Raw genomic sequence first — 25,485 nt, 5'->3', positions numbered from 1 at the left:
TTGCGTTCCTTTGGGTTTCAATGGCCCCACTTTGCCGGTCCACGCGGTGCCCGCCATCGGCCAACCGGTGCCGATCGCCTATGCCATTCGGCAGATAGGCTGGGTGCCGATCGCAAGGTCTAATGAAGCCAATCACTTACGGGCCGATGCCCTTCCACGCTGGAGTTCCCCCATTGCAAAGCCCACCCCATGACCCAGGCAGCGCCCTGGCGATGCGCAGCCAATATCGCCAGTCGCAAAGCCGGGCGGCACGCCTGGGTCTTTTGCTGGGTACCGGCCATGAGCTGACCCGGCTGCCGTTGGCGCAGATGCGCCAGCGTGCGGTGCAGCGAGCGTGCGCCTTCGTCGCCATGGACCATGGCCTGTTGCTGGAGTGGACGCCGGACACCACGCTGCAGACCGTTGCCAGCCACGGCAGCGGCGATGGACTCGACCTGCTGGCCAGTCTCGCGCAGCCTTCGGCGCCGGAGCCGCAATGGTTGGACTGCCCGGGCAAAGCCCTGGCGCAGGTGTTGCGCATGCCGTTGCGAGGTGCGGACGGCATCGTGTTCGGCGCCCTGCTGCTGGGCAACAGCGTGCCCTTGGGCGCCCCCGACAACGAAGACATCGAGTCACTGCAATTGCTCGCGACGCTGCTGGCGGCGCACATGGAAAACAGCCGACTGCTCCAGGCGTTGCAAGCACGGGAGCGGACGATGTCCGAGCTGGTCCATCGACTGTTCACTGCCCAGGAAGACGAACGCAAGCGCGTGGCCTATGACCTGCATGATGGCCTGGCGCAGAACCTCGCGGGGCTGCACCAGCGCCTGCAAGGGTTTGCCGGACGCTGCTCGCCAATGGCGTCGACACTGGACAATGAACTCCAGGCCATCCTCGACCTGGCCCAGCGCTGCGTCGGCGAGAGTCGGCAATTGATTGGCGGCCTTCGCCCCCATGTGCTGGATGATTTTGGCTTGTACAGCGCCATCGACAAGGAAGCCGATCGCCTGCGCGAAGCCGGACTGGTGGTGGACTGGACCAGGCACAGTACCGCGCGGCTGTCGGCAAACGCCGAGATTGCCCTGTTCCGCATCGCCCAGGAAGGCATCAACAATATCCTCAAGCATGCCCAGGCCCGGCACGTGTGCCTGGGCTTGACGGTGGGTGACGGGCTGGCCACGTTGCGGGTCGAGGACGATGGCCGTGGATTTGCCCTCGAGCCACCCATTGAAAGCCATGGCTCCAGCCACCTGGGCCTGGCGGCCATGCAGGAACGCGCAAGCCTGCTCGGTGGCCACCTGGACTGTCGCAGCGAACCCGGTGGTGGCACCCACTTGTTGGCCAGCGTGCCGCTGCCAATCCAAGGAGAACATCCATGAACCGTCCCGTGCGCCTACTGCTGGCCGACGATCACGAAGTCACCCGTACCGGTTTCATTTCCATGCTCGCCGGCATTGAAGGGTTCGAAGTGGTCGGCCAGGCGTGCGACGGCCAGGAGGCACTCGATCTGTGTGAGCGGTTGCAGCCCGACATCGCCATCCTCGATATCCGCATGCCGGTGCTCAACGGCCTTGGTGCGGCGCGCATCCTCAAGCAGCGCCAGCCACAGATCAAGGTGATGGTCTTCACCATGGACGACAGTCCCGACCACCTCGAAGCCGCCATTGGGGCAGGTGCCGTCGGTTATTTGCTCAAGGATGCCAGCCGTGCCGAGATGCTCGATGCGCTGAAACGGGTCGCCCAGGGCGAAGAAGCCCTCAACAGCGCGGTCAGCGCCCGCCTCTTACGGCGCATGGCCGAGCGCGGCGCAAGCGGTGCGCCGCAGGTCCAGGCGCTGACAACTCGCGAGCGCCAGGTGCTCGGTCTGGTGGCGAGCGGGTTCAGCAACCGTGAGATCGGCGAAAAGCTCGGCATCGCCCCCGGCACCGCGAAGGCCCACGTGGAACGGGTCATCGGCAAGCTTGGCGCCGCCGACCGAACCCAGGCCGCCGTGCGCGGTGTTGCCCTGGGGCTGGTCGCGCAACCTTCCGGACAATGGCCATGAGGTTTCTCGCCGCCCGACGTTGGGCCAACCTGCCCTTGCGCGGCAAGGCATTGGTGGTGATCTCCCTGCCATTGGTGGTCCTGTTGCTGTCCTTGGTGCTGATCTATATCACTGAGCGCCAGACCGCCCGCGCCGAGGAAGATGTCCGCCGTGTCCTGCTGGTGCAGGGCGACATCCAGGCGGTGCACACCTTGCTGGCCGAAGCGGCCGCCAGCGTGCGCGGCTATCTGTTGACCCGTCGCGAAGATTTCCTGCCTGGCTATGAACAGGCCACACCGAAGATCCAGGCCGCATTGCAACGCCTGGATCACAACATCCGCGACGCCAGGATGCGCGAGCATCTCAAGACCATCACGCCGCTGATCGGCGAAAAACTCAAGGGGCTGGTCGCCCTGCGCACAGGCAAGGGCGATGACACCGCGACCATTACCGCCATCCTGATCGAAAACAAACAAGTGCTGGATGTGTTGCGCGAACAGATCAGCGCCATGCGCATCCGCGAAGACGCCTTGCTCGCCGAGCGCAGCGCCGCCGCCTCGGCCACGCGCATGCGCCTGTTGTTCGCGACCCTGCTGGCGGCGGTGTGCGGGCTGTTTGGCGCCATCGTCGCGGTGCTGTTCCTGTCCAAGGGCATCGTTGCCAGGGTCCAGAAGGTACAAGGCAACGCCCAGCGCCTGGCGTTGGGCCAACCGCTGCTGCCACAACCACCGGAGCGGGATGAAATCGGCCAACTGGGCACGCGCCTGGTGGAGGCCGGGCAATTGCTGGCCGAGCGCGAGCGAGCCTTGCGCGATAACGAAGAACGCCTGCGACTGATCATCGACGGCGTGAAGGACTATGGGATTTTCGCCCTGGACGCCCAGGGCCATGTGATCACGTGGAATGTCGGCGCCGAGCGGATCAAGGGTTATACCGAACAGGAAGTGCTTGGCCGGCATTTCTCGCTGTTCTACCTCGCCGAAGAATGCCCGGCGCACCCGGACATGGCCCTGCTCGAGGCCACCCGCGACGGTCACTACATGGAAGAAGGCTGGCGATGCCGCAAGGACGGCAGTCGGTTCTGGGCCAGCGTGGTGATCACCGCCCAATACGACGGCACCGGCGCCCTGCGCGGCTTCTCCAAGATCACCCGCGACATTACCGACCGGCGTGCCGCCGAGATAGCCCTGCGCACGGCCCGCGAGGAAGCCGAAAGCGCCAGTCGCGCCAAGAGTGAGTTCCTGTCACGCATGAGCCACGAACTGCGTACGCCGTTGAACTCCATCCTGGGCTTCGCGCAACTGCTGGACATGGATTCCATCGCTGGCCAGCGCCCGCAGGTCAGTCACATCCTCCGGGCGGGCCAGCACTTGCTGGCGTTGATCAACGAGGTGCTCGACATCGCCCGGATCGAAGCGGGTCGACTGCCGTTGAACATCGAACCGATCGGCCTGCCGGCGGTGCTGCACGAAGCCTTGACCCTGGTATCGCCAATGGCCGCCGACGCCGGTATCCATTTGGCCGAGCTTCCCTTGCTGCCCGACGGCAGCGGCGTGCTTGCCGACCGCCAACGCCTGGTCCAGGTGTTGTTGAACCTGCTGTCCAACGCCATCAAATACAACCGGCCGGGCGGCGAGGTGCGCATCGAGGTCATTGTCCAAGCCCCCCACGTCAGCATCGCCATCAGCGACACCGGTCATGGCATCGCCCCCGAGCTGTTGGGCCGCCTGTTCAAGCCATTCGAACGCCTTGGCGCCGATCCACAGGTCGAAGGCACCGGACTCGGACTTTCCCTGAGCAAGAGCCTGCTGGAGATGATGCAAGGCCACCTGCAAGTGCGCAGTGATCCGGGACAAGGTTGCTGCTTCACCCTGCAACTGCCCTGCGCCCACGTGTCCGGGTCTCATCTGCCGCCGATGGTTGCACTGGAAGTGGCGCGTCCGCGCACCGAGTTCGACGCCAAGGTGCTGTGCATCGAAGACAACCTGTCGAGCCTGGCCCTGATCGAAACCCTGATGCAACGCCGTCCGGGCATCCAGCTGTTGTCGAGCATGCAAGGCCAGATGGGCCTGGACCTGGCTCGCCAGCACACGCCACAGTTGATCTTGCTGGACGTGACCTTGCCTGACCTGGAAGGCCTGGAAGTTCTTCGCCGCCTGCGCCAATCCCCAGCCACGGCGTCGACGCCAGTGCTGATGATCACCGCCGATGCCAGCGACCTGGCCCACCGCGCCCTGCGCGACGCAGGCGCCACCGCGATCCTGACCAAACCCATTCATATCCAGGCCTTCCTTGGCCACTTGGAACGTTATTTACCGGAGTCCGCATGAATCGCGATTTGCGCATCCTGATCATTGACGATCAGCGCCCCAACCTCGACCTGATGGAACAACTGCTGGCCCGCGAAGGGTTGCACAATGTACTGAGCAGCACCGAACCGCTGCGCACCCTGGACCTGTTCAACAGTTTCGAGCCGGACCTGGTCATCCTGGACCTGCACATGCCTGTGTTCGACGGCTTCGCGGTGCTGGAGCAACTCAACCGGCGGATCCCGGCCAATGACTACCTGCCGATCCTGGTCTTGACCGCCGACGCCACCCGCGACACCCGCCTGCGGGCCCTGGCATTGGGCGCGAGGGACTTCATCAGCAAGCCCCTCGATGCGCTGGAAACCATGTTGCGCGTCTGGAACCTGCTGGAGACCCGGGCGCTTTATAAATCGTTGCGCACCTTGATTCCCGCCAAACAGATCGAGCTGTTGCGCCAGCACCGGCCCACCGCCGATGTCCGCCAGACTATTTGATTCGGTAGTGAAAGGTATTCCTCACCGCCGGCACCGTGACCGCCCTGCCGTCGACGATCCGCGGCTGGTAGCGGAATGTCTGGGCGGCCGCCAGGGACGGTCGGATGAATAAGGGGTGGCAGCCATCGAGCACCTTCGGGTTCTCGATCCGTCCATCCGGCGTCACGCTGTACTCCACAGTGCAATCACCTTCCAGCCCTTTGTCCAACGCCCGTTGCGGATAGTCCGGTGCCTCTTTGCTCAGGGGCAGATAGCTGCGGCTGTCGGCGGCCAGGCGCGCCTGTTCGGCACGGCGTTGCCGGGCGAGCGCCTCGGCCTGTTGGGCCTGGCGCTGTTGTTCCGCAGCCTGCTGCTCCGCTTCGTGCCGACGACGTTCACTTTCCTGGCGCTGCCGTTGCTCATCGGCCTGTTGTTCGCGCTTGCGCTCCTCGACCCGTTTGCGAGCCAAGGCAGCCTGCTCCAGCTTCCTTGCTTGAAGCTGCGGATCAGGCGTTGCCTCGACCGGTTTGGGGCGGGTAGCCTCGACCTGCGGCGCAGGCGCTTCGACCGGTTGCGGTGTGACAGCCGCCACGGGCGCGGGCGCCTGGGGAGCCGGGGCCGGTGGCAGGATAACCAGTTGCGTACGCAGGACCCGAGGCGCCTCCACCGACGGTTTCTCCACCGTCCAACCGGCCACCAGCAGTACGACGACGGCGGCGTGCAACGCCACGGCACCGCCCGCCGCCAAGCCATTTCTCCAGAAGCCCTCGCGGCCCGGCACCGGCCATCCCATGGACGAACCGTGCATGATCATCGCCGTCATCGTTCAGCCTCGGTCACCAGGCCCAGGTTGCTCACCCCGCCCTGCTGCAAGGCCGCCATGGCGGCAACGACCCGGGCGTAATCGGCATGGCCATCAGCCCGGATGTAGACCTGGGTATCGCTGCGCTCGGCGACGACCTGCGCCACCTTCACGCGCAACTGCTCCAGGTCCACCGCGCTGTCGGTCTGGTGCTGAGTGTCCAGTTCGCCGCCGAGGTTCCAGTAGTAGCCGCCTTCGGCTTTCACCGACAACGTCAGGATCCGCTGCCGGCCATCGTTGGCCAAGGCTTCGCTGGCGACCTTGGGCAGCTCGATTTTCACGCCTTGGGTCAGCATCGGCGCGGTGACCATGAAGATCACCAACAACACCAGCATGACGTCGATGTAGGGGACCACATTCATTTCGGCCTTGGGCCCGTGCTTGCGTTGCGGCTTGACTAACATCTGCCCTCTCCCTTCAAGCGGCCGTCGCCAGGTTCACCGAGGCACCGTGCAACTTGCGATGCAAGCGGGCCTGCAATTCGTTGCCAAAGGCGTAGTAGCGGGTCAGCAGCGTCTGCCCGCGCGCAGCCAGGCGGTTATAGGCAACCACCGCCGGGATCGCGGCAAACAGGCCGATAGCCGTGGCGATCAACGCTTCGGCGATACCCGGCGCCACGGTGGAAAGACTGGCCTGTTGCACCTGGGACAAGCCCAGGAAGGCGTTCATGATTCCCCATACGGTGCCGAACAGGCCGATGTAAGGGCTGACCGAGCCGACAGTGGCCAGAAACTGCAGGCCCTTTTCCAGCTGGATTTCTTGTTCGCTGATGGCCACGTAAAGCGAGCGTTCGACGCCTTCGAGCACCACCGCAGGGCTGCCCGAAGGCAGGTTCAGTTGGATGAACGCCTGGTAACCGGCATGGAAAACCGGCAGCACGCCGCCGTCCTCCGCGCGCGCCTGGGCGGTTTCGCGGTACAGCGGCAGCAGATCAGCGCTACTGCGAAAGCGCTGGAGAAAACCGTTGAATTGGCGCTCGCTGCGCTGCAGCACGGTGCTGCGCTGGATGATCAGGTACCAGCTCAGCAACGAGGCCAATAACAGCGTGAGCATGACCGCCTTGACCAGCAGGCTCGCGTCGCTGATCAAGCCCCAGATCGTCATGTGTTCCAGTGTGGCTTGCATGGGTTGAACTCCTGTTGGACTGCTATTGCATGAAATGTTCGTGACCGGTTGATGACGGCGCCCTTCAAGGCAGGCCTAGCGCTTTCGCCACGTCGGTCCACGGCACGAACTTGAAATTCTGGGCTTGCTCGGGCATGCGCTTGCGCCCGTCCTGGACTACCAGCATGCCTTGGCTCCAAGGTCCCCCGAGGTTGGCCGAAACCACCTCCAGGCCGTCGGTTTCCGAAGCCCCGTCGATGTTCGCCGCCGCGTTCAGCCCGACCCTGAACGCTCCGCGCACGGCATAGGGTGGCTGGGCATCGAGCACCACATAGCTGTCGTTGCCCTGGCTGGAGATCACCAGGTAGTCGTGGCCGGCGCTTTGATACAAGGCGATGCCCTCGACATCGGCGTGCAGTTGCGCACCGACCTTGATCACGCTGCCCAGGGTGGCCGGTTGGTCGGCACGGGCATCGACGGTCCAGACGCCGACGTCTTCCTCACCGAGAAACAAGCGTTGGCGCTGATCGTCGGCCACGCAGCCTTCGGGTTGGCTGTCGACGCTGAACTGACGCACCAACTCGCCGTTGATCGAGCCGTCCGCAGCGTGCAAGCGGTACTGCAGGAATTGCCCATCCTTGCCATTGGCGAAGGCATACAACTCGCCGCTGTCGGGCTGGAACAGGCAGATCCCGTAGATTTCCTTGAGCGGCGTCGCGATCTCGCCGGCTTCGCGCAACTCACCGCTGGCGCGATCGATGCTGAACAGGCTCAGGCTGTTGCGGTCACGGTTGCTGGCCACGGCCAGGTCGATGGTTTGCGAACCCAGCTTGAGGCCGCTGCGCACATCGACATTGTTGAGGCGTCCCACCGGCAGCTCTTGCAGCAACTTGCCTTGCAGGTCGTAAGCCAGCAGGCCTTGCTTCTTGTTGGTGCCCAATACCCGACTCATGGCGGGCGTGGTCGGGTGGACCCAGATGGCCGGGTCATCCGCCGCATCACCTTGGCGGGCCACCGGCTCGCTCTGGGCGATGGCGGCGACATTGGGCAACCTCGGCGCCAACGGCACCGGCGTGGGCTGCCAATTGATGTCGCCTTGGTAGAGACGGCCGTTTTCATCGTCACGCAGCAGCAGTTGAGCGCCGTTTTTTGTCAGGCGCACGGCGAGGCTTTCCGGCTCCTTCAGCCCCGTTAGCGGCAGGCCGCCCTTGGCAACCCATGCCTGGCCTTGCTGCTGGTACACATTCAACTGCCCCGCTTGCGGGTCCAGCCCGAGCAAGCCCCCCGGCAGCACAGCCATGGCGCCGGCCAAGTGGCGGATGTCACCGAACGGTGCCCGCATCGCCGCCGGCACTCGCACGGACTCGGCCTCGGACGAGGCCGGATACGCCCACCAACCCACCCGCTCTTCATTGACGAACAATTGGTTGGCGTCGTCCTGTACCTGGCACGTCGTGGCATCCGGCGGCAGCGGCAGGCCACGCACCCGCTGCGCGGTCTCGCTGAGTTGCTCGCCATGGCCTACCAGCCATTGCTCGCCCCGGCCTTCTTCACCGACCAGGAAGACGAACAGATTGCTCGCCTCGTCCCGGTACAGGCACAGGCCGTTCACCGGAAAATCCCGCGTCGGCAGATACAGCGGTGTGCCCCACTGGCGCTTCTGCGGATCGAGGCTGACCAGCAACGCTTGCTGACGACTGCTGTCGAGGCTGGTCACCAGCGCATTTGCGCCCAGGGCGCGGGTATCCAGGCCATCGAATGCGCCGTTGAAACGCGCCAGTTCGCGCCCTTGGTCATCGAGCAGCAGCAACCCATCACGCCCGGCCAACAACCGCCCGGCCGCCTCGCCGGGCAGGAACGCCACGGCGTTCGCTGACAGGTCCTGTGTCCAGGGTTGCAGCTTCAGGCTCGGAGCGGCCTGTGCATGGCTGGCCAGCAGGCAGGCGATCATTGCCAACACGTAATGCTTGGGTAAAGACAGCTTTGTGTTCAACGGAAAAATCCTTGTCATGGAACCAGAATCGAAGTGCTTGCCACGGGGAATCGGGGTCTATTCAGAAATGGGTAAACGTCAGCCCCAGCTTGTAGGTCGGGCCGTATTCCTCGAATTGGCCGTTGTAGGAACGGTGGCCGGTGTAGACGAAGTACGGCTCGTCAGTGAGGTTCTGGGCTTCCAGGCTGACTTGCAGGTTCTTGGTCAGCGAATAGCGGGCACTGAAGTCGACGAAAGTCTGGGCGTCGACATACAGGTCATGGTCGCGGTCGCTGATGGAGGCCAATTCGTACAGGTAGGCCGATTTGTAGTTGGCCGACAGGCGCAGGCTGAGCTTGTCGTTTTCCCAACCCAACATGAGGTTGCCGACCGTATCCGACTGGTTTGGCAGGTCAATGCTGCGCTTGCGCTGGGTGCCACTGGCCTGGTCGAACCCTTCGATTTGCGCATCGGATCGACTGAACGTCGCGTTGCCACCCAGCAGCAGGCCGTTCCACGGCGCCGGCAGCCAATCGAATTTTTGCGAGTAAGCCAGTTCCAGGCCATAGAGCTTGGCACTGTCGCCGTTGGCGAAACTGTGGGCTTCGGCGAAATCGGTCCAGGCGCCGGTGCCGGCCAGGTCGGTGTTATAGACGAAGTTCTGTATGTCCTTGTAGAACACGAAAGCCGAGACGGTGCCGGCGCGGCCCATGAAGTGTTCGATGCCCAGGTCCAGATTGCTCGATTCCAGGGGCTTGAGGTCCGGGTTGCCGAAGGTGGCCTCGTCATCGTCGATGACAAAACCCGGAGCCAGTTGGCCGAAGGTTGGTCGCACCACGGACTTGGTCCAGGCCGCGCGCACCTGGGTGTTCTTGTCCAACTGATAACGTGCGTGCAGGCCGGGTAGCCAATGGTGGTATTGGCGTCGGGTATCGGTGTCGGTGAAGACACCGTCGGTGGCGCCGGTGCCCTTGGCCTCGAACTCGGTGCCTTCGTAGCGCATGCCGGCAATGAAGCGCCAATCGTCGATGTCGACGGTATTCATCAGGTACGCGGCGTTGATGTCTTCGCTCATCTTGAAGTCGTTGACCCGCGACTCCTGCTCGTCGAAAAACTCGTCGCGATCGAGGCCTCCCAGCAATTGCTTGATGGCACTGGCACTGATCCCAGGGCCGAACCGGCCCAGGCGGTAGTCGACGTTGCCCTTCTGGAACTGGCCAAGACTGAGTTGCTCGTCGGTGAACCCCAGGTCATCGAAATCCTCGTACACCCAGGCGTCGAGATCGTTGTCCTTGTCGCGCCGGCTGACCTTGCCACCGAATTTCACCTGGGATGCGTAGCCTTTCACGTCATAGTCACGGGCCAGGTCCAGGCGCAGGTTCTTCTCGGTGTCGGTGGTTTTCTGCCGTTCCCAGTCCACCTTGTCGAGGCTGAAGTTGGCCGGATCGTAGAAGCCTGGGCCAACGATCGGCCGCGGCTTGCCACTGTCGTAGAAACCACCGTCAATGCCATCGATGCCCTGGAACGTGGCGCCGGCGATGTGGCCGGGACTGTCCTCGCTGGACTCGCTGTAGCCCGCCTGGCCACTCAGCGTCCAGAGACCGAACAAGCGCTCGCCGCCCAGCACATAGGATTGGATTTGCTGGGTCTCTTCGCGCTGCTTGAGCTTGCGCTCACCCTCGGCAGGGCCGATCTCGCCCGGCGCCTGTGGGTCGTCGAAGGCAATACTGGCGGCGTTGCGGGTTTCGCTGTCCTTGTAGCGGCTGTACAGCGTGCGCAGGTAATAGCTACTGAAGTCATCAGGCTTGTAGTCGAAATTCAGCCCGCCGCCAGCACGCTCGCGACGGATGTCGTAGTCGCGCTGTTCGAGTTCTTCGAGTCGTGAGCCTTGCTCGAAGTCCCAGGCGCCGCCGGTTTCGACGTTGTCCGAACCGAAGTCACGCTTCTGCCAGCTCAGCGCGGCGGCGACGCCGAAGTTGTCGATGCCGTCGCCCAGGCTGAAACGATCACTGATGGCGCCGGAAAATCTCGGGCTGGTCTGGGCAGTGTTCTTGTCATAGCTGGCTTCGCTGCTGCCGGTGTAGAACAGTCCCTCATGATCAAAAGCCGAGAGGCTCTTGACGTCCACCGTACCGCCCAATGAGTTGGCGTCCATGTCCGGCGTCAGGGTCTTGATCACTGACAGCGACTGCACCAGTTCCGAGGGCAACACGTCGAGGGCGACCGCGCGGCGCTCGCTTTCCGGGGCGGGCACCAGCGTGCTGTTGATGGTCACGCTGTTGAGGTCCGGCCCCAGCCCGCGCACGCTGACGAAGCGGCCTTCGCCCTGGTCGCGTTCGACGCTGATGCCCGGCAGGCGCTGGACCGCTTCGGCGACGTTCTCATCCGGCAGCTGTGCCACGCCGTCGGCGTGCACCACACTCTTGATGCTGTCGGCGCTGCGTTGCTCCTTGAGGGCCTGGTCGATACTGGCGGCCTGGCCGACTACCTCGACGTGCTCGGTGGCCGATGGCTCGGCAGCGCTCAAGCGCTCGCTGGCCACGGCCATGGCCAAGGCAGTGAGCGTAAAACCGACGAGCCCGGCGGTGCTGGTACGGTGCTGCATGGTGGTCCTCCCCAGGAATCAGAAAATCCGCCAGGCAACGGCCCGGCAACTGGGAGGGCACGCTAGGGGTGGGGAATGACGGTTCTGTGACAGGGCTTGGCTGGAGGGGCTGCAATCAGCTGTTTAAGGGGGGCTGGCGAGCCTGAATGAGCTGAAGTGACCTACTGGAACCGCGCTCGGAAACTCCGTGGCGAGGGAGCTTGCTCCCGCTGGGGTGCGCAGCGCCCCCGAAACCAAGCACCACGGTCCTGGCAGACCATCTGCGCCTGCTGCGCAGCCGAGCGGGAGCAAGCTCCCTCGCCACGGGGCGGTGTTGCCGAAAAAAATCCGAATAACCGATGAGCTAATTCGACCTCCCCCACCCCATCACCCACCGTCACAGCCCTGTCACATTCATCTGCTGTGCTGGGCCGCATTCCGCTTCTGGCAAAGGATTCCGGCCATGTTTTCCACGCTCCGCCCGCATCGCGTCAAACTCGCCCTGCTACTGCTGGCGGCCAACCTCGGGCTGATCCTGCACTTGGCCAACGGCTCGATCAAACCTGTGGCGCAATGGATCTGGCTGGACATTCTCGGCGAAGGTGGCTCGGCGCTGCTGGCCTTGGTATGGCTGGGCCTGGTCCTGAAAAGCCGCCCCGCCGGCCGAGTGACCAACTACCTCGTCCTGGGCCTGGGGTGCATTTTCTTTTCCTGGTGGATCGACAGTCTCGATGAGTTCATCCACTTGCCCGACACCATCACCTGGGATCATTGGCTCGAATCAGGACCGATGCCGGTGGGCATGATTCTGCTGACACTGGGCATTTACCATTGGCACCGCGAGCAACTGGCGATCAACGGGCAGATGGAAAAGCGCGAGCGACTGTTCCGCGAGCACCGCCTGTTCGACAAGCTCACGCCGTTGGGCGGCGCGGATTTTCTCAAGCACGAGCTGACCGCCAGCCTGGAAGACAGCCGGCGCCGCCAACAGCCCCTGTCGCTGCTGGCCTTGGACCTCGACAATTTCGCCGCCATCAACCAGCGTTTTGGTCACGGCGAAGGCGATGCCGTGCTGCAAGCGGTCAGTCAGTTGCTGGTGATGAATCTGCGCCGCCAGGACCTGGTATGCCGCCTCGCCGGTGACCGCTTCGTGGTGCTGCTGCCCGACACCGGTGAAAGCCAGGCCCTGCGCCAGGCCGAGGAGCTGGAACAGGCGGTGCGCAGCCTGGCCCACAAGACCCGGCAACACGGCGAGCGCTTGCAACTGGCGGCCAGCACGGCGGTGGTGATGGCGTTCGACGAATCCCCGGAAGCCTTGCTCAAACGCCTGAACCTGACGCTGGCCCGAACCCGGCACACGCTGGCGAAAAGCGCCTGAGGCCGGCCGATGACCTTGAAGACCCATTGGTGCGAATCCGATCACCGCTTCATTGCGGGGCACTACCAACCGGCGGCGCTGATCGACCTGGCCTTGTCGCGGGACATTGACAGTCATCGCCTGCTGCGCGGCACCGGCCTGTTCCACGACGATATCCTCGCGGGCCGAAGCCGCATCAGCCCGCAACAGTTTCTCGGCCTGATCGATAACAGCCGGCGCCTGCTGGATGCCAGCGACAGCAGTTTCCTGTTCGGCCAGCGCCTCTTGCCCGGCCACTACGGGCCGGCCAGCCATGCCTTGCGTCACGCCCAGAATCTGCATCAGGCGCTGGACACGCTGATCGACTATCAGCTGCTGCTCAGCCCGTTGGCCGCGCCTCGTTTGCTACTGGACGAGCATTACGCGTATATCCACTGGTTGGACAGCTGCGGCGCCAATGAGCAATGGCGTTTCGTGCTGGAAGCCAGCATGACGTCGATGGTGGCGATGAGTGCCTGGCTCAGCGGTGAACGCTTGCCCTGGCAATGCAGCTTTCGTCACGACGAACCGCGTTACGTCGAACAATATTGGGTGCACCTGGGTGAACACAGCCAGTTCAACCGACCGCTGGATATGATGCGCCTCCCCCGCCATTGCCTGGCCCAACCCTGGCCCAACACCTCGGCAACCGCCGGCCAAGTCGCGCGGATCGAAGCCCGCGAACAGATCGACCAGTTGGGTTTCGCGTCGAGCTTCCTCGACTGCCTCTACGACTATTTGCATGCCCACGTGCAACAGACGCCGAGCCTGGAACAGACCGCACAGGCCTTCGCCATGAGCCCGGCCACGCTCAAGCGCAAGTTGCACAAGCACCACACCGGGTTCCAACAACAGGTGGACCGCGTGCACATGCACGTGGCGTTGTACTTGTATCAGGTCAAGGGCTTCAGCAACGAGGAAGTGGCGCAATACCTGAGCTTCAACGACACGGCGAACTTCCGCCGGTCATTCAAGCGCTGGACCGGCAGCACGCCGAAGCTGATCCGGCAGTTGCTGGCGTTGGGATAGGATTCGCGCGGCTCAATGCCCGCGAATGTAATGCTCCAATTGCCGGATCAGGTCCGCCTGCTCCACGAGTGATTCCTTGACCAGGTCGCCAATGGACAACAGGCCAATCAGTTCTCCGTTATCCAGCACAGGCAAGTGTCGCAGGTGGCTGTCGGTCATGACTTCCATGCAGCGGTCGATGCTCTGCTGGCTGTCGGCGGTGATCACTGGCGTGCTCATGATGGTGCGCACCGTAGTGCCCACCGATGAGCGGCCCTTGAGCACCATCTTGCGCGCATAGTCCCGTTCGCTGAAAACCCCGACCACCTGCCCGCCTTCGATGACCGGCAGCGCACCGACATTTTTCTCGGCCATGATCTGCAGCGCTTCGAGTACGGTCTGGTCCGGTGCGATGCTATGGACCTGCTGGTTCTGCACGCTCTTGAGTCTTACCAATTGGGCGGCGGTTTTCATTCCTAATCCCCATCTCAAACAAAAGTGACCGCTGTCGTGGCGAGGGAGCTTGCTCCCTCGCCACAAGGGCACCGAAAGACCACAATTGCGACGGTCAGTCCTCGCCAATCTCCACCACATCCCCATTCAAACGCACCGGCCAGACCCGCAGGCGCTGCTCCGGGTATTCCAGGCAATGGCCGTCCTCCAGGCGGAAATGCTGCTTGTACATGGGCGAGGCAATCACCAGTTCACCCTTGATATTGCCCAGCAAACCGCGGCCGATGACATTGGCGCCGGACTTCGGGTCGCGGTTGTCGACGGCGTACAAGGGCTTCTCCGCATGCTCAGGCAAGTACAGCAGCGCCACTTGGCTGCCGTCGTGCCAGGCGACCACGCCGGAGTTGGGCACCAGGTCTTCTCGGCTGCACAGGACGCGCCACTGCACGGGTTGCTGAGCGATACGAACGACGTTTGACTGGCTCATCAGAGCACCTCCTCGGTGACGGGAATCAGGTGAAGTTCATGGGCATGCACCGGCCGACGCTGGCCGCGCTCGCGGACGAAGTGGACGTCCGGATCGCCGCGCTTGTCGTTGACGAAGGTCCGGAAACGCTTGAGTTTCTCCGGGTCCTTCAAGGCGTTGGCCCATTCGCATTCGTAGCGGTCGACCACCAGCTGCATCTGCGCTTCAAGCTCGGCGCCCAGGCCCAGGCTGTCGTGAATGATCACGTCCTTGAGATAATCCAGGCCCCCTTCCAGGCTTTCGCGCCACACCGAGGTGCGTTGCAGTTTGTCGGCGGTGCGGATGTAGAACATCAGGAAGCGGTCGATGTAGCGGATCAGCGTCGCATCGTCCAGGTCGGTGGCGAACAGTTCGGCGTGACGCGGACGCATGCCGCCGTTGCCGGCCACGTAGAGGTTCCAGCCCTTTTCGGTGGCGATAACGCCAACGTCCTTGCTCTGCGCCTCAGCGCACTCGCGGGTGCAACCCGATACCGCGAACTTGAGCTTGTGCGGCGAGCGCAGGCCTTTGTAGCGGTCCTCGATGGTCAGGGCCATTTGCACGCTGTCCTGCACGCCGTAGCGGCACCAGGTGCTGCCAACGCAGGATTTCACCGTGCGCGTGGATTTGCCGTAGGCGTGGCCGGTTTCGAACCCGGCTTCGATCAGTTCGGCCCAGATGTCCGGCAACTGGTGCAACTGCGCGCCGAACAAGTCGATGCGCTGGCCGCCGGTGATCTTGGTGTAGAGGTCGTATTTTTTCGCGACAACGCCGATGGCGATCAACTTGTCGGCGGTGATTTCCCCACCGGCGATGCGCGGCACCACCGAATAGGTACCGTTTTTCTGCATGTTCGCCATGAACGTGTCGTTGGTGTCCTGCAACGGCACCAGGTGCGGGTCCATGATCGGCTGGTTCCAGCACGACGCCAGGATCGACCCCACCGCGGGCTTGCACAAATCGCAACCGGTGTGGCCGCGACCGTGTTTGGCGAGCAATTCTTCGAAACTGATGATGCCTTCCACCCGCACCAGGGCATACAGCTCCTGGCGGGTGTAGGCGAAGTGTTCGCACAGGCTCTTGTCGACGCTGACGCCGCGGGCAATCAGTTCGTGCTCGAACACTTGCTTGACCAGCGCAGCGCAACCGCCACAACCGGTGCCGGCCTTGGTGTCGCACTTGAGCTGGCCGAGATCGGTGCAGCCGCCGTCGATGGCCGAGCATATCGAGCCCTTGGTGACGTTGTGGCACGAGCAAATGGTCGCCGCCTCGGGCAATGCCGCCGGGCCCAGTGTCGGGGCGCCTTCGGACGACGGCAGGATCAGGCTGGCGGCGTCCTTGGGCAAGGCGATGCCGTTCTGCATGTACTGCAGTAGGGTGTCGTAGTAACTGTTGTCGCCGACCAGGACAGCGCCAATCACGCGTTTTCCGTCCGCATCGATCACTAGGCGACGGTAGCTGGCGCTGGTTTCGTCGATGAACTGGAAGCTGCGCGAGCCCGGCGTGTTGCCGTGCGCGTCGCCGATGGAACCGACGTCCACGCCGAGCAATTTGAGCTTGGTGGACATGTCCGCGCCGGTGAAGGCCTCGCTGGCTTCGCCACACAGGCGCGCCGCGACGTTGCGGGCCATCTGGTAGCCCGGCGCGACCAGGCCGAAGATGCTGCCATTCCACGCCGCGCATTCGCCGATGGCGTAGATGTCCGGGTCGCTGCTCTGGCAATGATCGTCGATCACCACGCCGCCGCGCGGGCCGATCTGCAGCTCGCATTGACGAGCCAAGGCATCCTGGGCGCGGATACCGGCGGAAAACACGATCAGGTCGGTTTCGAGGAAATCATCATTGCCGAAGTTCATTCGATAACGGTAATGCTCGCCCGCGCCAATGGATTGGGTGCCCTTGGACAGATGCACGCCGACGCCCAGTTTCTCGATGCGCGCCTTGAGGGCCAGCCCGCCCTGCTCATCCAGTTGCACCGGCATCAGCCGTGGAGCGAATTCCACCACGTGGGCTTCCAGGCCCAGCGTCTTGAGGGCATTGGCCGCTTCCAGGCCCAGCAGGCCGCCACCGACGACCACGCCACGACGGGCATTGCTCGCCGCCGCGCGAATGGAATCAAGGTCTTCGAGGGTGCGGTAGACCAGGCACGAATCGCCCTCGGCGCCCTGGATGGGCGGCACGAACGGGTAGGAACCGGTGGCGAGCACCAGCTTGTCGTAGTGGATGCGCTCCCGGGCGGTAACCACTTCGCGCGCCTGGCGGTCGATTTCCAGTACCGGTACGCCCAGATGCAGCGTGACACCAGGGGTCTGGTACAACGAGGCTTCGCCCAAGGCCAGCGATTCGGCATCCCGACCGGAGAAATACTCGGACAGATGCACGCGGTCGTAGGCCCGCATTGGCTCTTCGCTGAAGACATGCACACGGTAATGGTTGAGGGCACCGCGCTCGATCAGTTGCTCGACGCAGTGGTGGCCGACCATGCCATTGCCGATCACGATCAGCGTTTGCAGCTTGTTCAGGGAAGCAACGTTGGAATTCATAAAAGCACCCGACAAAAGCCCATCACGGTTTTTTGAAAGCAAAAAAAAGACGCCTGAAACCTTGCGGTTCCAGGCGTCTTTGCCTGTTCTGTGCGGTATCGACCCGGCGACTGCGCCCTGATCTACCGTTATCCCCCGGCCTGCTGGCGCTCGATCTTCGTTGACCGACGGGGCTGCCCACTCGATTGTGTTCACGGTGGGCCTGTGCAAGGTCTTGCAGCGAGCGTGCCAACACCTATCCGCAGCCGATCCACAACCCGATAGTCACCGCCAATCCCCTGTGGGAGCGGGCTTGCCCGCTAAGAGGCCCGCCAAGTCACCTCAAGCTGACCGGCGCCGGCCAAGCACTACCATCTGCCTTGCGATGGTGCGGCAGCCCACCTGCGGCTTCATAAAAGTGCACCTGAACAACCCCATCGGCAAAAATCCTGAACCATCGCCAAGCCCGATTTTCACAATAAGTGAGGAGCCCGTCAGGTGGCCGCACAAGCGACTCGCGACGCCAGGCAGTGGCTTGCTGTTCAACCCGAAACGAAGGAGATTCAACGATGAAAATCAATGAAATCATGAGTCGGGAAGTCCGCACGATCTCTCCCGACACCCCTCTGCGCGAGGTTGCGCAGATCATGCGCCAGGCCGATATCGGCGCGCTGGTGATCAATCAGAATGACCGCATGGCGGGGATGGTGACCGACCGCGACCTGGTGGTTCGAGCCATGGCCGAAGGTATGAACATGGATACCCCGGTCAGCCGGATCATGAGCGATGAGGTGCGCTATTGCTTCGATGACGAAGAAATCGACCACGTCGCCAAGAACATGGCCCAGATCGAAAAACGCCGCCTGCCCGTGGTCAACCGCGATAAACGACTGGTTGGCATGGTATCCCTGGCCAACGTTGCCAGCTGTAACGCCGACAAAGTCAGCGCCAACTTGCTGCGCGGTGTCGCGCAACCTCACTGATTCGCCAAAGGAGCTGCGGAGCGAGCGCAATGGATGAGCGAACCCCACCGGTTGCCGTGATCAGCGGTTCCAGCGCCGGCGTTGGGCGTGCGACCGCGCACCGATTTGCCGCCGCCGGCTATCGCGTCGGGTTGCTGGCCCGGAGCGAACGAGCCCTGGCGGACACGGCGCAAGAACTGGAGCAATTGGGTGCGACGTGCCTGGCGATCAGCGTCGACGTTGCCGACGCCGATGCGGTCTTCGAAGCGGCGCAGCGGATGGAACGCCAACTGGGACCTGTCGACGTGTGGATCAACTGTGCGATGGTCACGGTGTTTTCGCCGATCCGCCAGTTGACCGCCGAGGAAGTCCATCGCGTCACGAAGGTGACGTACCTGGGCACCGTACACGGCACGCTCGCCGCACTGGACCTGATGGGACGACGCAACCGTGGAGTGATCATCCAAGTCGGTTCGGCGCTGGCCTATCGCGCCATTCCGCTGCAAGCCGCCTATTGCGGGGCCAAGTTCGCGGTGCGCGGGTTCACCGATTCATTGCGCTGCGAGCTGCTCCACGAGCACAGCAACATCAAGGTGTGCATGGTGCAACTGCCGGCGATCAACACGCCGCAGTTCGATTGGGCGCGCAACAAGCTGGGCAAGCGCCCGCAACCGGTGCCGCCGATTCATGATCCGGACGTAGCCGCGCGGGCGATCCTCAGCGTGGTCAAGCGCACGCCCCGGGAATTATGGCTGGGTTCGGCCACGCTCAAGGCCATTGTCGGAACGTGCCTGATGCCTGGGCTGCTCGATCGGCTGTTGGCCCGTAACGCCTGGTCGGGGCAGATGACCAACGAGGACGACGACAGTCAGCGCCAGGACAATCTGTTCGAGTCGCAGGAGTCTGGGCACCGTACCCGCGGGCGATTCAACGGTCGCTCGCGGGACGCTGCGCTGGCGCTCAGCTCGACACAGGTGTCAGCCTTGCTGTTGGCCACCGGCGGGTTGCTGGCGGTCGTGCTGCTACTCTTCTGAGCCTGCGCGTCGGAACCATCGATAACCGTAACCGTTCAGCGTCAGCTTCGAAGGGGCCGTGGCTGGATACGGACTGTCCGAGAGCACTTGCTCGTATCCCTGCAAATCCAGTTCGCGCAACTGCACGCTGACCGTTTCCGTGCCAAGGTTCGCCAGCATCACCGAGGTGGCTTCGCACTCATGCGCGATGGCGAACACCGCCGGATGATCGACCGTCAACAGCCGTGCCTGGCCATCGCCGACTTCGTTCAACCGGGTCCGTGCCAACAACAATCGACGGGCCCGAGCCAACAGCGAATCGGGGTCATCCTGCTGCTCTTCCACATTCAATCGCGTGTAGGCAAAGGGCCCTTCATCGATTACCGGGGCGGCCAGGCGTTGGGCCGAGGAAAACCCGGCATTGGCTTCGTTGCTCCACTGCATGGGCGTGCGCACCGACAGGCGCTCGGGGCGGGACAGGTCGTCGCCCATGCCGATTTCTTCGCCGTAGCGCACGATCGGCGTCCCCGGCAGCGACAACAACACTGCCTGGGCCAGTGCCTGGCGCCGCACGTCGCCGTTGAGCATCGGCGCCAGGCGTCGACGGATGCCGCGGCCGTACAGGCGCATGTCTGGCTCCGGGGCGAACGCCTGCATCACTTCCTCTCGCTCCTGCTCACTCAAGCGCTCCAGGTCGAGCTCGTCGTGATTGCGCAGCCACACGGCATAGTTCGCGCCGTCCGGTGGCGCGGGCCGGCGGGTGATGGCCCGCTGCAACGGCTCGGCTTCGCCACGGGCCAACGCCAGGAACAGATGATTGTTCACCCAGAAATCCAGAACCAGGCCCAAGCGTTCGCCCGTACCGAAGTAATGGCTGTAGCGCTCGGGCTCGACGTCCACTTCGCCCATCAAGACGCCTTCGGGGTTGATGCCGGTCATGCATTGGTAGAACCGGTCGAGCACCCAGACGCCCTGCTCTTCATCGCCGCCTCCGGCCTGCTCGACCAAATGCGAGGCCGCATCGAGGCGAAAGCCGGCGATGCCCAGCTCCAGCCAATGGACCATGATGCGCTCGATTTCCTCGACCACGCGCGGGTTCGCCAGGTTGAGGTCCGGCTCATGCCGGTAGAACAGATGACGATAGTACTGGCCGGCCTGTTCGTCCCAGCGCCAGATGCTGTCTTCCACTGATGGAAAAATCGGCTGATTGCCGTCGTCCACCGGCGTGTCGGACCACAGGTAGTAATCGCGATAGACGCTGTCCTTGTCCCGCCGCGCCCGGAGGAACCAGGGATGCTGGTCACTGGTGTGCTGCACGACCAGTTCAAGGATGACGCGAATGCCGCGCTGACCGGCCTGCACGATCAACTGGCGCAAGTCTTCTTCGCTGCCAAAGCGCGGGTCCAGCGCCATGAAATCGCTGACGTCGTAACCGGCGTCCTTGAACGGCGACCGATACAGCGGCATCAGCCAGAGCGCACCGACGCCCAACGCTTGCAGGTAATCGAGTTGCTGGATGATGCCCTTCAAGTCGCCACGGCCATCGCCGTTGCTGTCGTAGAACAAGGAAGGATCGATCTGATAGATCAAGGTATTTCGGTGCCAATTGGCGTTCATCAGTGACTCCTTATCGACACAGGATCACGGCCTGCTCCGCGGCCAGTCGACCGCTGAACGGCTGGCCTTCATCCGCCCCGTCGCTGGCGACTTCCACGCGCCAGGGGTCGGCCAGGGGGAAGGTGTGTTCGCTGTCGGCAAAGTTGATGCAAACCAGGCGCTCGTCCCCCTCGCAATGGCGACGATAAGCGAGCACTTGCGGGTGTGACGGCAGTTCTTCCCAGCCGCCCAGGCGCAGCGCCAGGCTGTTGCGACGGCAGGCCAGCAAACGTCGGTAGAGCGCCAGTACCGAATCGTCGGCCCTCTCCTGGGCCTCCACCGACAGTACGTCGGCGTTCGCGGCGAACGGCAACCACGGCGCCTGTCCCGACCAACCGTGTGGCGCTTGTGCAGTCCATGGCAACGGTGCCCGGCTGCCATCACGCCCGCCAGGATCGATGCGCGTCTGGGCGGTCACTTGGGTATCTTCCAACCCCAGTTCTTCGCCTTGATAGATGAAAGGCGTGCCGCGCAGCGTCAGCAACATCACCGCCGCAGCCCGGGCCCGGCGCAGCGAGCCGCCGTAGCGACTGCGGTGGCGGCTGTTGTCGTGGTTGGACAGCACCCAGGTCGGCCAGGCCTGCAAGGGGCCGAGGTCGTTTTCCACTTCGCGGATGCACATGCGAAACACCACCGGGTCCCAAGGGGCGTCCAGCGGAGGGAAATTGAACGACATGTGCAGCTCGTCACTGGCGCCATAATAAGCCGCCACCTGCGCCGTGGAGCGAATGTTCACTTCGCCGATCAGCACCCGCTCGCCGGGATAGCTGTCAACGAGGCGGCGCAATCCGCGCAGCACTTCATGGCTGTAGGGCTGGTCATTGATCTTCACCATGGTTTCGCCGGCCATGCAGCGCGGGTCGTCGGCGAAACCCTGGTCTTTGCCGACACAATGCACCACGTCGACGCGAAACCCGTCCACGCCGCGCTCCAGCCAGAAATGCAGAACCTCATGCATGGCAGCCACCACTTCGGGGTTGTGCCAATTGAGATCCGGTTGTTGCGGCAGGAAAAAGTGCAGGTAGTACTGCTGGCTGTTTTCGTCCCAGGTCCAGGCGCTGCCGCCATCGATCGACGCCCGCCAATTGTTGGGCTGGTCGCGCCAGATGTACCAGTCGCGCTTGGGATTGTCGCGGCTGGAACGCGACTCGATGAACCAGGGGTGCTGGTCGGACGTGTGGTTCGGCACGAAGTCGAGCAGCACCTTCAACCCGCGTTCATGGGCCTTGGCAATCAAGGTGTCGAGGTCAGACAGGTTGCCGAACAGCGGATCGACGTCGGTGTAATCACAAATGTCATAGCCGGCGTCACACATCGGCGAGCGGTACACCGGCGACAGCCATAACGCGTCGACGCCCAGGCGTTGCAAATGGTCCAGGCGTGCGGTCAAACCGGGAAGATCGCCAATGCCATCGCCGTTGGCATCGGCAAAGGAGCGAGGATAAACCTGGTAGATCACAGCGTTCTTCCACCAGGGCGAATGGAAGGAGTTGGGCATGTCGCCTCCTCTGATCGCAGTGTTTGGTGGGCAAGACCGCGGCCCCGCCTGATGCCCCTGTTGTCGAGGGACATCAGTTAAGAACCGGAAAAGGTGCCTGGGGTTCGTTTTTCTTGTTGGGAAATCTGTTGGAGCGATGGCGGTGGTTCAGCTTGAAGCTTTCCCAGCAGCGCGCTCGACCATCGCAACGATGATCACGAACAATTCGCGCTTGGCCTCCTGGGCGCTGATTTCCCCATTGGCCGCCGCGTCGGACAAGGCCTCCGCCGCCCCCAGCATCGCCCGCAGGCTCGCTTGGGAAAGGTGCCCGGTCCCGGCGAAGGGCTCAAGCACCGAGCGACATTTTTCCAGGAAACTGCGTTCACATTCCCTCTTCATGCGCTCAAGTTCGGGTGAACCGCTCAAGGCCGCGATGACACCTGGGATCTCCCTTCCTTGGAGCAGGACGCACTCCACGAAGGAGTCGGCTGTCACCTGCGCGCGGCTTTGCAGGTCCGGTTCACTGGCGTCAATCGCGGCCTCCATCAAGGCAGTCTGGCGGACATCGAAATCTTGATAAAGCGCGGCCAATAGCCCCGACCGGGTTATGAAGTGGTTGTAGACGATGGGTTTGGTCACGCCAGCCTGATCCGCCAGGCGCGCCAGGGTCAGCGCTTCGCTACCTTCTTCGCGAACCATGCGCCAGGCGACCTCCAGCAATTGCCGATGCCGATCGAAGTGCGACAGACGCCGACGGGGCGCGGCATCGGGCCGCGTATTTTCTTCATGGGTTGACATGCTAACTTTACCAGTAGTAACTTACGTTCAGTAACTTAACCAAGCATACCCGCTTGACACTGTGCGACACCAGAAGGAATTTCAACATGCATGCCCTTATCGTCGTTGCTCACCATAACCCCGATTCTCTGACCCATTCGCTTGCCCAAGCCATTGGCAACGGGGTCGTTCAAGCCAATCCGGCGCATACCTTCGAGATAGCCGACCTCGCTGCCGAGGGGTTCGACCCGCGTTTTGATTTTGCCGACGCGGCGGTTCATCACCGCGAAGCAGCTCCGGCCGCCGATGTCCTGGCCGAGCAGGCCCGAATTGACCGTGCCGACGCGTTGGTCGTCGTCTACCCGATTTATTGGTGGTCGATGCCGGCACTGCTCAAAGGCTGGATCGACCGGGTATTTTCCAATGGCTGGGCGTTCGACTTCATACCCGATCAACCGTTTGTTCAGAAGCTCCAGCGCCTGCGGGTTCATCTGGTGGCCGTCGGCGGCGCCGATGCTGGCAGTTTTGAACGTCATGGCTACGACCAGGCGATGGTCACGCAAATCGAACATGGGATTTTTGGATACTGCGGCGCCCGCGTGGTGAGCTCCGACAGATTGCTTGAATCGGAGAGCCTCGATCCGAAACTCCACCTGGAAACGGCACATGCCCTCGGTCAGCGGTTGTTCTCGACAGCCGGCGAGCCAGCCCGCATGGAAGCCGAAGTCGAGTGCGCCTGAAAGACCCGGCAGTCAGAGCGCACGGCGGTCAGCGGCCGACAGGGCGACATCGCGTTGGTAGATATCCGGGATATACACCGCCCGACCCTGGCTGTCCGCTTGCACTGTCCAATAGCCCAGCAGGATCGGCACGGGCTTGGCCAGCCTGAACTCATGGGTCAGTTCGCTGGCCAGCAGCGTGTCGGTCCGCTTGCGTTCTGCCGAGGTTAGGAGCAGGTCCCGCATATGCATGACCTGCTCGATGCGCACACAGCCAGAGCTGAAGGCCCGAGGACTTTTGCTGAACAACGCCTGGCTGGGCGTGTCATGCAGGTACACGGAAAATGGGTTGGGAAAGCGCACGACCAATTTACCCAAGGGATTCTTCGAACCAGGGTCCTGGCGCAGCATGAGATCGCCGGGGTGTTCCCAGTCGATATTCTCCACTGCCAGCGGCAAGCCATCCCGATCGATGACCCGCAGGTTATGCCGCGCCAGGAACTCCGGGTCGCGGCGAATCTCGGGGAGTTTGTCCTCGCGCATGATGGTCGGCGGGATCGTCCACGAGGGGTTGAGGGTCAGGCGGGTGATGCGCGATTTGATCAACGGCGTCTGGCGTTCGGCACGCCCCACCTGGGTGCGGGTTTGCCACACGGGCGCGCCGCCCTGGTAAACCGTCAGTTGCGCCGCCGCCACGTTGACCAGCACGCTATCGGGCTCCAGGTCCTGTGCCAGCCAGCGCATGCGTTCAAGGTTGATGCGCAACTGCTCGCGACGCATGGCTGGGCTAATGTTGAGCTCGGTGACGGTCCAGGGCCCCACTACCCCATCGGCTTGCAGCGAATGATGAAGTTGGAAACTCTTCATCGCCTCCACGAGGCTCGGGCTGTAGTGCTCGTCGGCGTCGAGTGGCGGCACGCTCAGGTAGCCTTCGTTGAACAAGCGCCGGGCGAGCGCCGGTACGCGGGCGTCGCGCTTGTCGGGTTGCAAGAGCGGGCCGCCGGGCACCGACTGCCAGTCCGCCAGGGGTTGCTGCCGTTGCCGGGCGTAGAGCTCGCGCAGGTTGCGATAGAGCGTCAGGCTCGGCCGGGCCAGTTCGAAAGCCTCGGCCGGGTCTTGCAGGCCCGCGATGGCGAAATGCAGCACCATGGCTTGACGGTCCGGCAACTGGGGATTGGCTTTCCAGATCGACTCCAGGCGGTTCTGTGGCAGATAGCCGAAACGCAAGTCATGCAGGGCATGCAGGTAGCGTTGGCTGATAGCGATGTCGGTACAGGCGGCATTGGCGTAGGCGCCTTCGCCCGGCAAGGGGTAGCGGTTCGGATCCAGCCCGTCATCCGCCAATTGTTGCAATTGGAGCAGCAAGGCCTGTAACCGCTCATCGTCCGCCCAGATCGCCTGGCCTGCGTTTTGCTGGTACAGCGACTGCAGGCTCATGACCGTCGGAAAATCGACGCTCGCAGCCAGTTCAGGGCAGTTGGCAGATAACTGCGCCAGCGTGGTTTGCGCCTGCCCCGGATCGCCGTCCTCGGCCGTAGCGACCAATGGCGCAACGAGCAATAAAAGGCTCAGGTAACATGCGGGCTTTTTAAACAACTGCTTTACTCCAATCCATGGCCGTCTCGTTGACGGTGAATTTTGCGACAGGTACGACCCGCCATCATGCAGACAAACAAAACCGGACGGGATGC

The 25,485-nt window shown here is 63.1% G+C and carries 21 protein-coding genes; 9 read left to right on the top strand and 12 right to left on the bottom strand.

Going from position 1 to position 25,485, the window contains the following annotated elements; genetic code table 11:
* The first annotated feature begins 173 nt into the window (after positions 1-173).
* The 4 genes from JZ00_RS03625 to JZ00_RS03610 are packed head-to-tail and all read left to right on the top strand — an operon-like array spanning position 174 to position 4,805.
* Complete coding sequence (locus tag JZ00_RS03625; RefSeq protein ID WP_039588409.1) at positions 174-1,358, top strand: sensor histidine kinase; 1,185 nt, start codon at positions 174-176, stop codon at positions 1,356-1,358.
* Positions 1,355-2,023 (top strand): response regulator, encoded by a 669-nt coding sequence (locus tag JZ00_RS03620; protein WP_039588408.1) that lies wholly within the window; start codon positions 1,355-1,357, stop codon positions 2,021-2,023. Before JZ00_RS03625 ends, JZ00_RS03620 begins: the two co-directional genes overlap by 4 nt.
* A complete protein-coding gene (locus JZ00_RS03615; RefSeq protein WP_039588407.1) occupies positions 2,020-4,332 on the top strand; it encodes an ATP-binding protein in 2,313 nt (770 codons plus the stop codon). Before JZ00_RS03620 ends, JZ00_RS03615 begins: the two co-directional genes overlap by 4 nt.
* Positions 4,329-4,805: a response regulator gene (locus JZ00_RS03610; RefSeq protein WP_039588406.1), complete on the top strand. Its 477-nt coding sequence runs from the start codon at positions 4,329-4,331 to the stop codon at positions 4,803-4,805. Before JZ00_RS03615 ends, JZ00_RS03610 begins: the two co-directional genes overlap by 4 nt.
* On the opposite strand, the gene JZ00_RS03605 is transcribed toward JZ00_RS03610, so the two are convergent.
* From JZ00_RS03605 to JZ00_RS03585, 5 genes are all read right to left on the bottom strand, one after another.
* Positions 4,798-5,607, bottom strand: a complete 810-nt coding sequence (locus tag JZ00_RS03605; RefSeq protein WP_039588405.1) for an energy transducer TonB — start codon at positions 5,605-5,607, stop codon at positions 4,798-4,800. The two genes, JZ00_RS03610 and JZ00_RS03605, sit on opposite strands and share 8 nt — an antisense overlap.
* A complete protein-coding gene (tolR, locus tag JZ00_RS03600; RefSeq protein ID WP_039588404.1) occupies positions 5,604-6,050 on the bottom strand; it encodes a protein TolR in 447 nt (148 codons plus the stop codon). The genes JZ00_RS03605 and tolR overlap by 4 nt, the downstream gene beginning before the upstream one ends.
* Positions 6,051-6,063: 13 nt before the next feature.
* A complete protein-coding gene (gene tolQ / locus JZ00_RS03595) occupies positions 6,064-6,771 on the bottom strand; it encodes a protein TolQ (protein ID WP_039588403.1) in 708 nt (235 codons plus the stop codon).
* A gap of 64 nt (positions 6,772-6,835) precedes the next feature.
* Positions 6,836-8,701 carry a phytase gene (locus JZ00_RS03590; RefSeq protein WP_046509206.1) on the bottom strand — a complete coding sequence of 622 codons (1,866 nt, stop codon included), beginning with the start codon at positions 8,699-8,701 and terminating at the stop codon, positions 6,836-6,838.
* 103 nt (positions 8,702-8,804) lie between these two features.
* Complete coding sequence (locus tag JZ00_RS03585) at positions 8,805-11,327, bottom strand: TonB-dependent receptor (RefSeq protein WP_039588399.1); 2,523 nt, start codon at positions 11,325-11,327, stop codon at positions 8,805-8,807.
* Between the two features lie 442 nt (positions 11,328-11,769).
* On the opposite strand from JZ00_RS03585, the gene JZ00_RS03580 reads away from it, so the two are divergent.
* The gene (locus tag JZ00_RS03580) at positions 11,770-12,684 is read left to right on the top strand and encodes a GGDEF domain-containing protein (protein ID WP_039588398.1); all 915 of its coding nucleotides are present in this window, start codon (positions 11,770-11,772) and stop codon (positions 12,682-12,684) included.
* A gap of 9 nt (positions 12,685-12,693) precedes the next feature.
* Complete coding sequence (locus tag JZ00_RS03575; protein WP_039588397.1) at positions 12,694-13,731, top strand: AraC family transcriptional regulator; 1,038 nt, start codon at positions 12,694-12,696, stop codon at positions 13,729-13,731.
* A 12-nt stretch (positions 13,732-13,743) separates the two neighbouring features.
* Here JZ00_RS03575 and JZ00_RS03570 read toward each other — a convergent pair whose 3' ends face one another.
* The 3 genes from JZ00_RS03570 to nirB form a co-directional block, all read right to left on the bottom strand.
* Positions 13,744-14,184 carry a CBS domain-containing protein gene (locus tag JZ00_RS03570; RefSeq protein WP_039588396.1) on the bottom strand — a complete coding sequence of 147 codons (441 nt, stop codon included), beginning with the start codon at positions 14,182-14,184 and terminating at the stop codon, positions 13,744-13,746.
* Between the two features lie 94 nt (positions 14,185-14,278).
* Positions 14,279-14,650 carry a nitrite reductase small subunit NirD gene (nirD, locus tag JZ00_RS03565; RefSeq protein WP_039588394.1) on the bottom strand — a complete coding sequence of 124 codons (372 nt, stop codon included), beginning with the start codon at positions 14,648-14,650 and terminating at the stop codon, positions 14,279-14,281.
* On the bottom strand, positions 14,650-17,211 hold the full coding sequence (gene nirB, locus JZ00_RS03560) for a nitrite reductase large subunit NirB (RefSeq protein ID WP_039588393.1): 2,562 nt from the start codon (positions 17,209-17,211) through the stop codon (positions 14,650-14,652). Before nirB ends, nirD begins: the two co-directional genes overlap by 1 nt.
* Positions 17,212-17,759: 548 nt before the next feature.
* On the opposite strand from nirB, the gene JZ00_RS03555 reads away from it, so the two are divergent.
* On the top strand, positions 17,760-18,173 hold the full coding sequence (locus JZ00_RS03555) for a CBS domain-containing protein (RefSeq protein ID WP_039588392.1): 414 nt from the start codon (positions 17,760-17,762) through the stop codon (positions 18,171-18,173).
* 29 nt (positions 18,174-18,202) lie between these two features.
* Positions 18,203-19,186 carry an SDR family oxidoreductase gene (locus JZ00_RS03550; RefSeq protein ID WP_039588391.1) on the top strand — a complete coding sequence of 328 codons (984 nt, stop codon included), beginning with the start codon at positions 18,203-18,205 and terminating at the stop codon, positions 19,184-19,186.
* Here JZ00_RS03550 and JZ00_RS03545 read toward each other — a convergent pair.
* From JZ00_RS03545 to JZ00_RS03535, 3 genes are all read right to left on the bottom strand, one after another.
* Positions 19,175-20,782 (bottom strand): alpha-amylase family protein, encoded by a 1,608-nt coding sequence (locus JZ00_RS03545; RefSeq protein ID WP_039588390.1) that lies wholly within the window; start codon positions 20,780-20,782, stop codon positions 19,175-19,177. The two genes, JZ00_RS03550 and JZ00_RS03545, sit on opposite strands and share 12 nt — an antisense overlap.
* A gap of 10 nt (positions 20,783-20,792) precedes the next feature.
* Positions 20,793-22,319 carry an alpha-amylase family glycosyl hydrolase gene (locus JZ00_RS03540; RefSeq protein ID WP_039588388.1) on the bottom strand — a complete coding sequence of 509 codons (1,527 nt, stop codon included), beginning with the start codon at positions 22,317-22,319 and terminating at the stop codon, positions 20,793-20,795.
* 147 nt (positions 22,320-22,466) lie between these two features.
* Complete coding sequence (locus JZ00_RS03535) at positions 22,467-23,096, bottom strand: TetR/AcrR family transcriptional regulator (RefSeq protein WP_039588387.1); 630 nt, start codon at positions 23,094-23,096, stop codon at positions 22,467-22,469.
* Between the two features lie 86 nt (positions 23,097-23,182).
* On the opposite strand from JZ00_RS03535, the gene JZ00_RS03530 reads away from it, so the two are divergent.
* A complete protein-coding gene (locus tag JZ00_RS03530; protein ID WP_039588386.1) occupies positions 23,183-23,815 on the top strand; it encodes an NAD(P)H-dependent oxidoreductase in 633 nt (210 codons plus the stop codon).
* Positions 23,816-23,827: 12 nt separating this feature from the next.
* Here the strand turns inward: JZ00_RS03530 and JZ00_RS03525 are convergent, their stop codons facing one another.
* On the bottom strand, positions 23,828-25,390 hold the full coding sequence (locus JZ00_RS03525; RefSeq protein ID WP_039588385.1) for a L,D-transpeptidase family protein: 1,563 nt from the start codon (positions 25,388-25,390) through the stop codon (positions 23,828-23,830).
* Between the last annotated feature and the right edge of the window lie 95 nt (positions 25,391-25,485).

This window comes from Pseudomonas frederiksbergensis (assembly GCF_000802155.2).
Taxonomy (GTDB): domain Bacteria; phylum Pseudomonadota; class Gammaproteobacteria; order Pseudomonadales; family Pseudomonadaceae; genus Aquipseudomonas; species Aquipseudomonas frederiksbergensis_A.
This window is presented reverse-complemented; position numbering and strand designations above follow the sequence as displayed.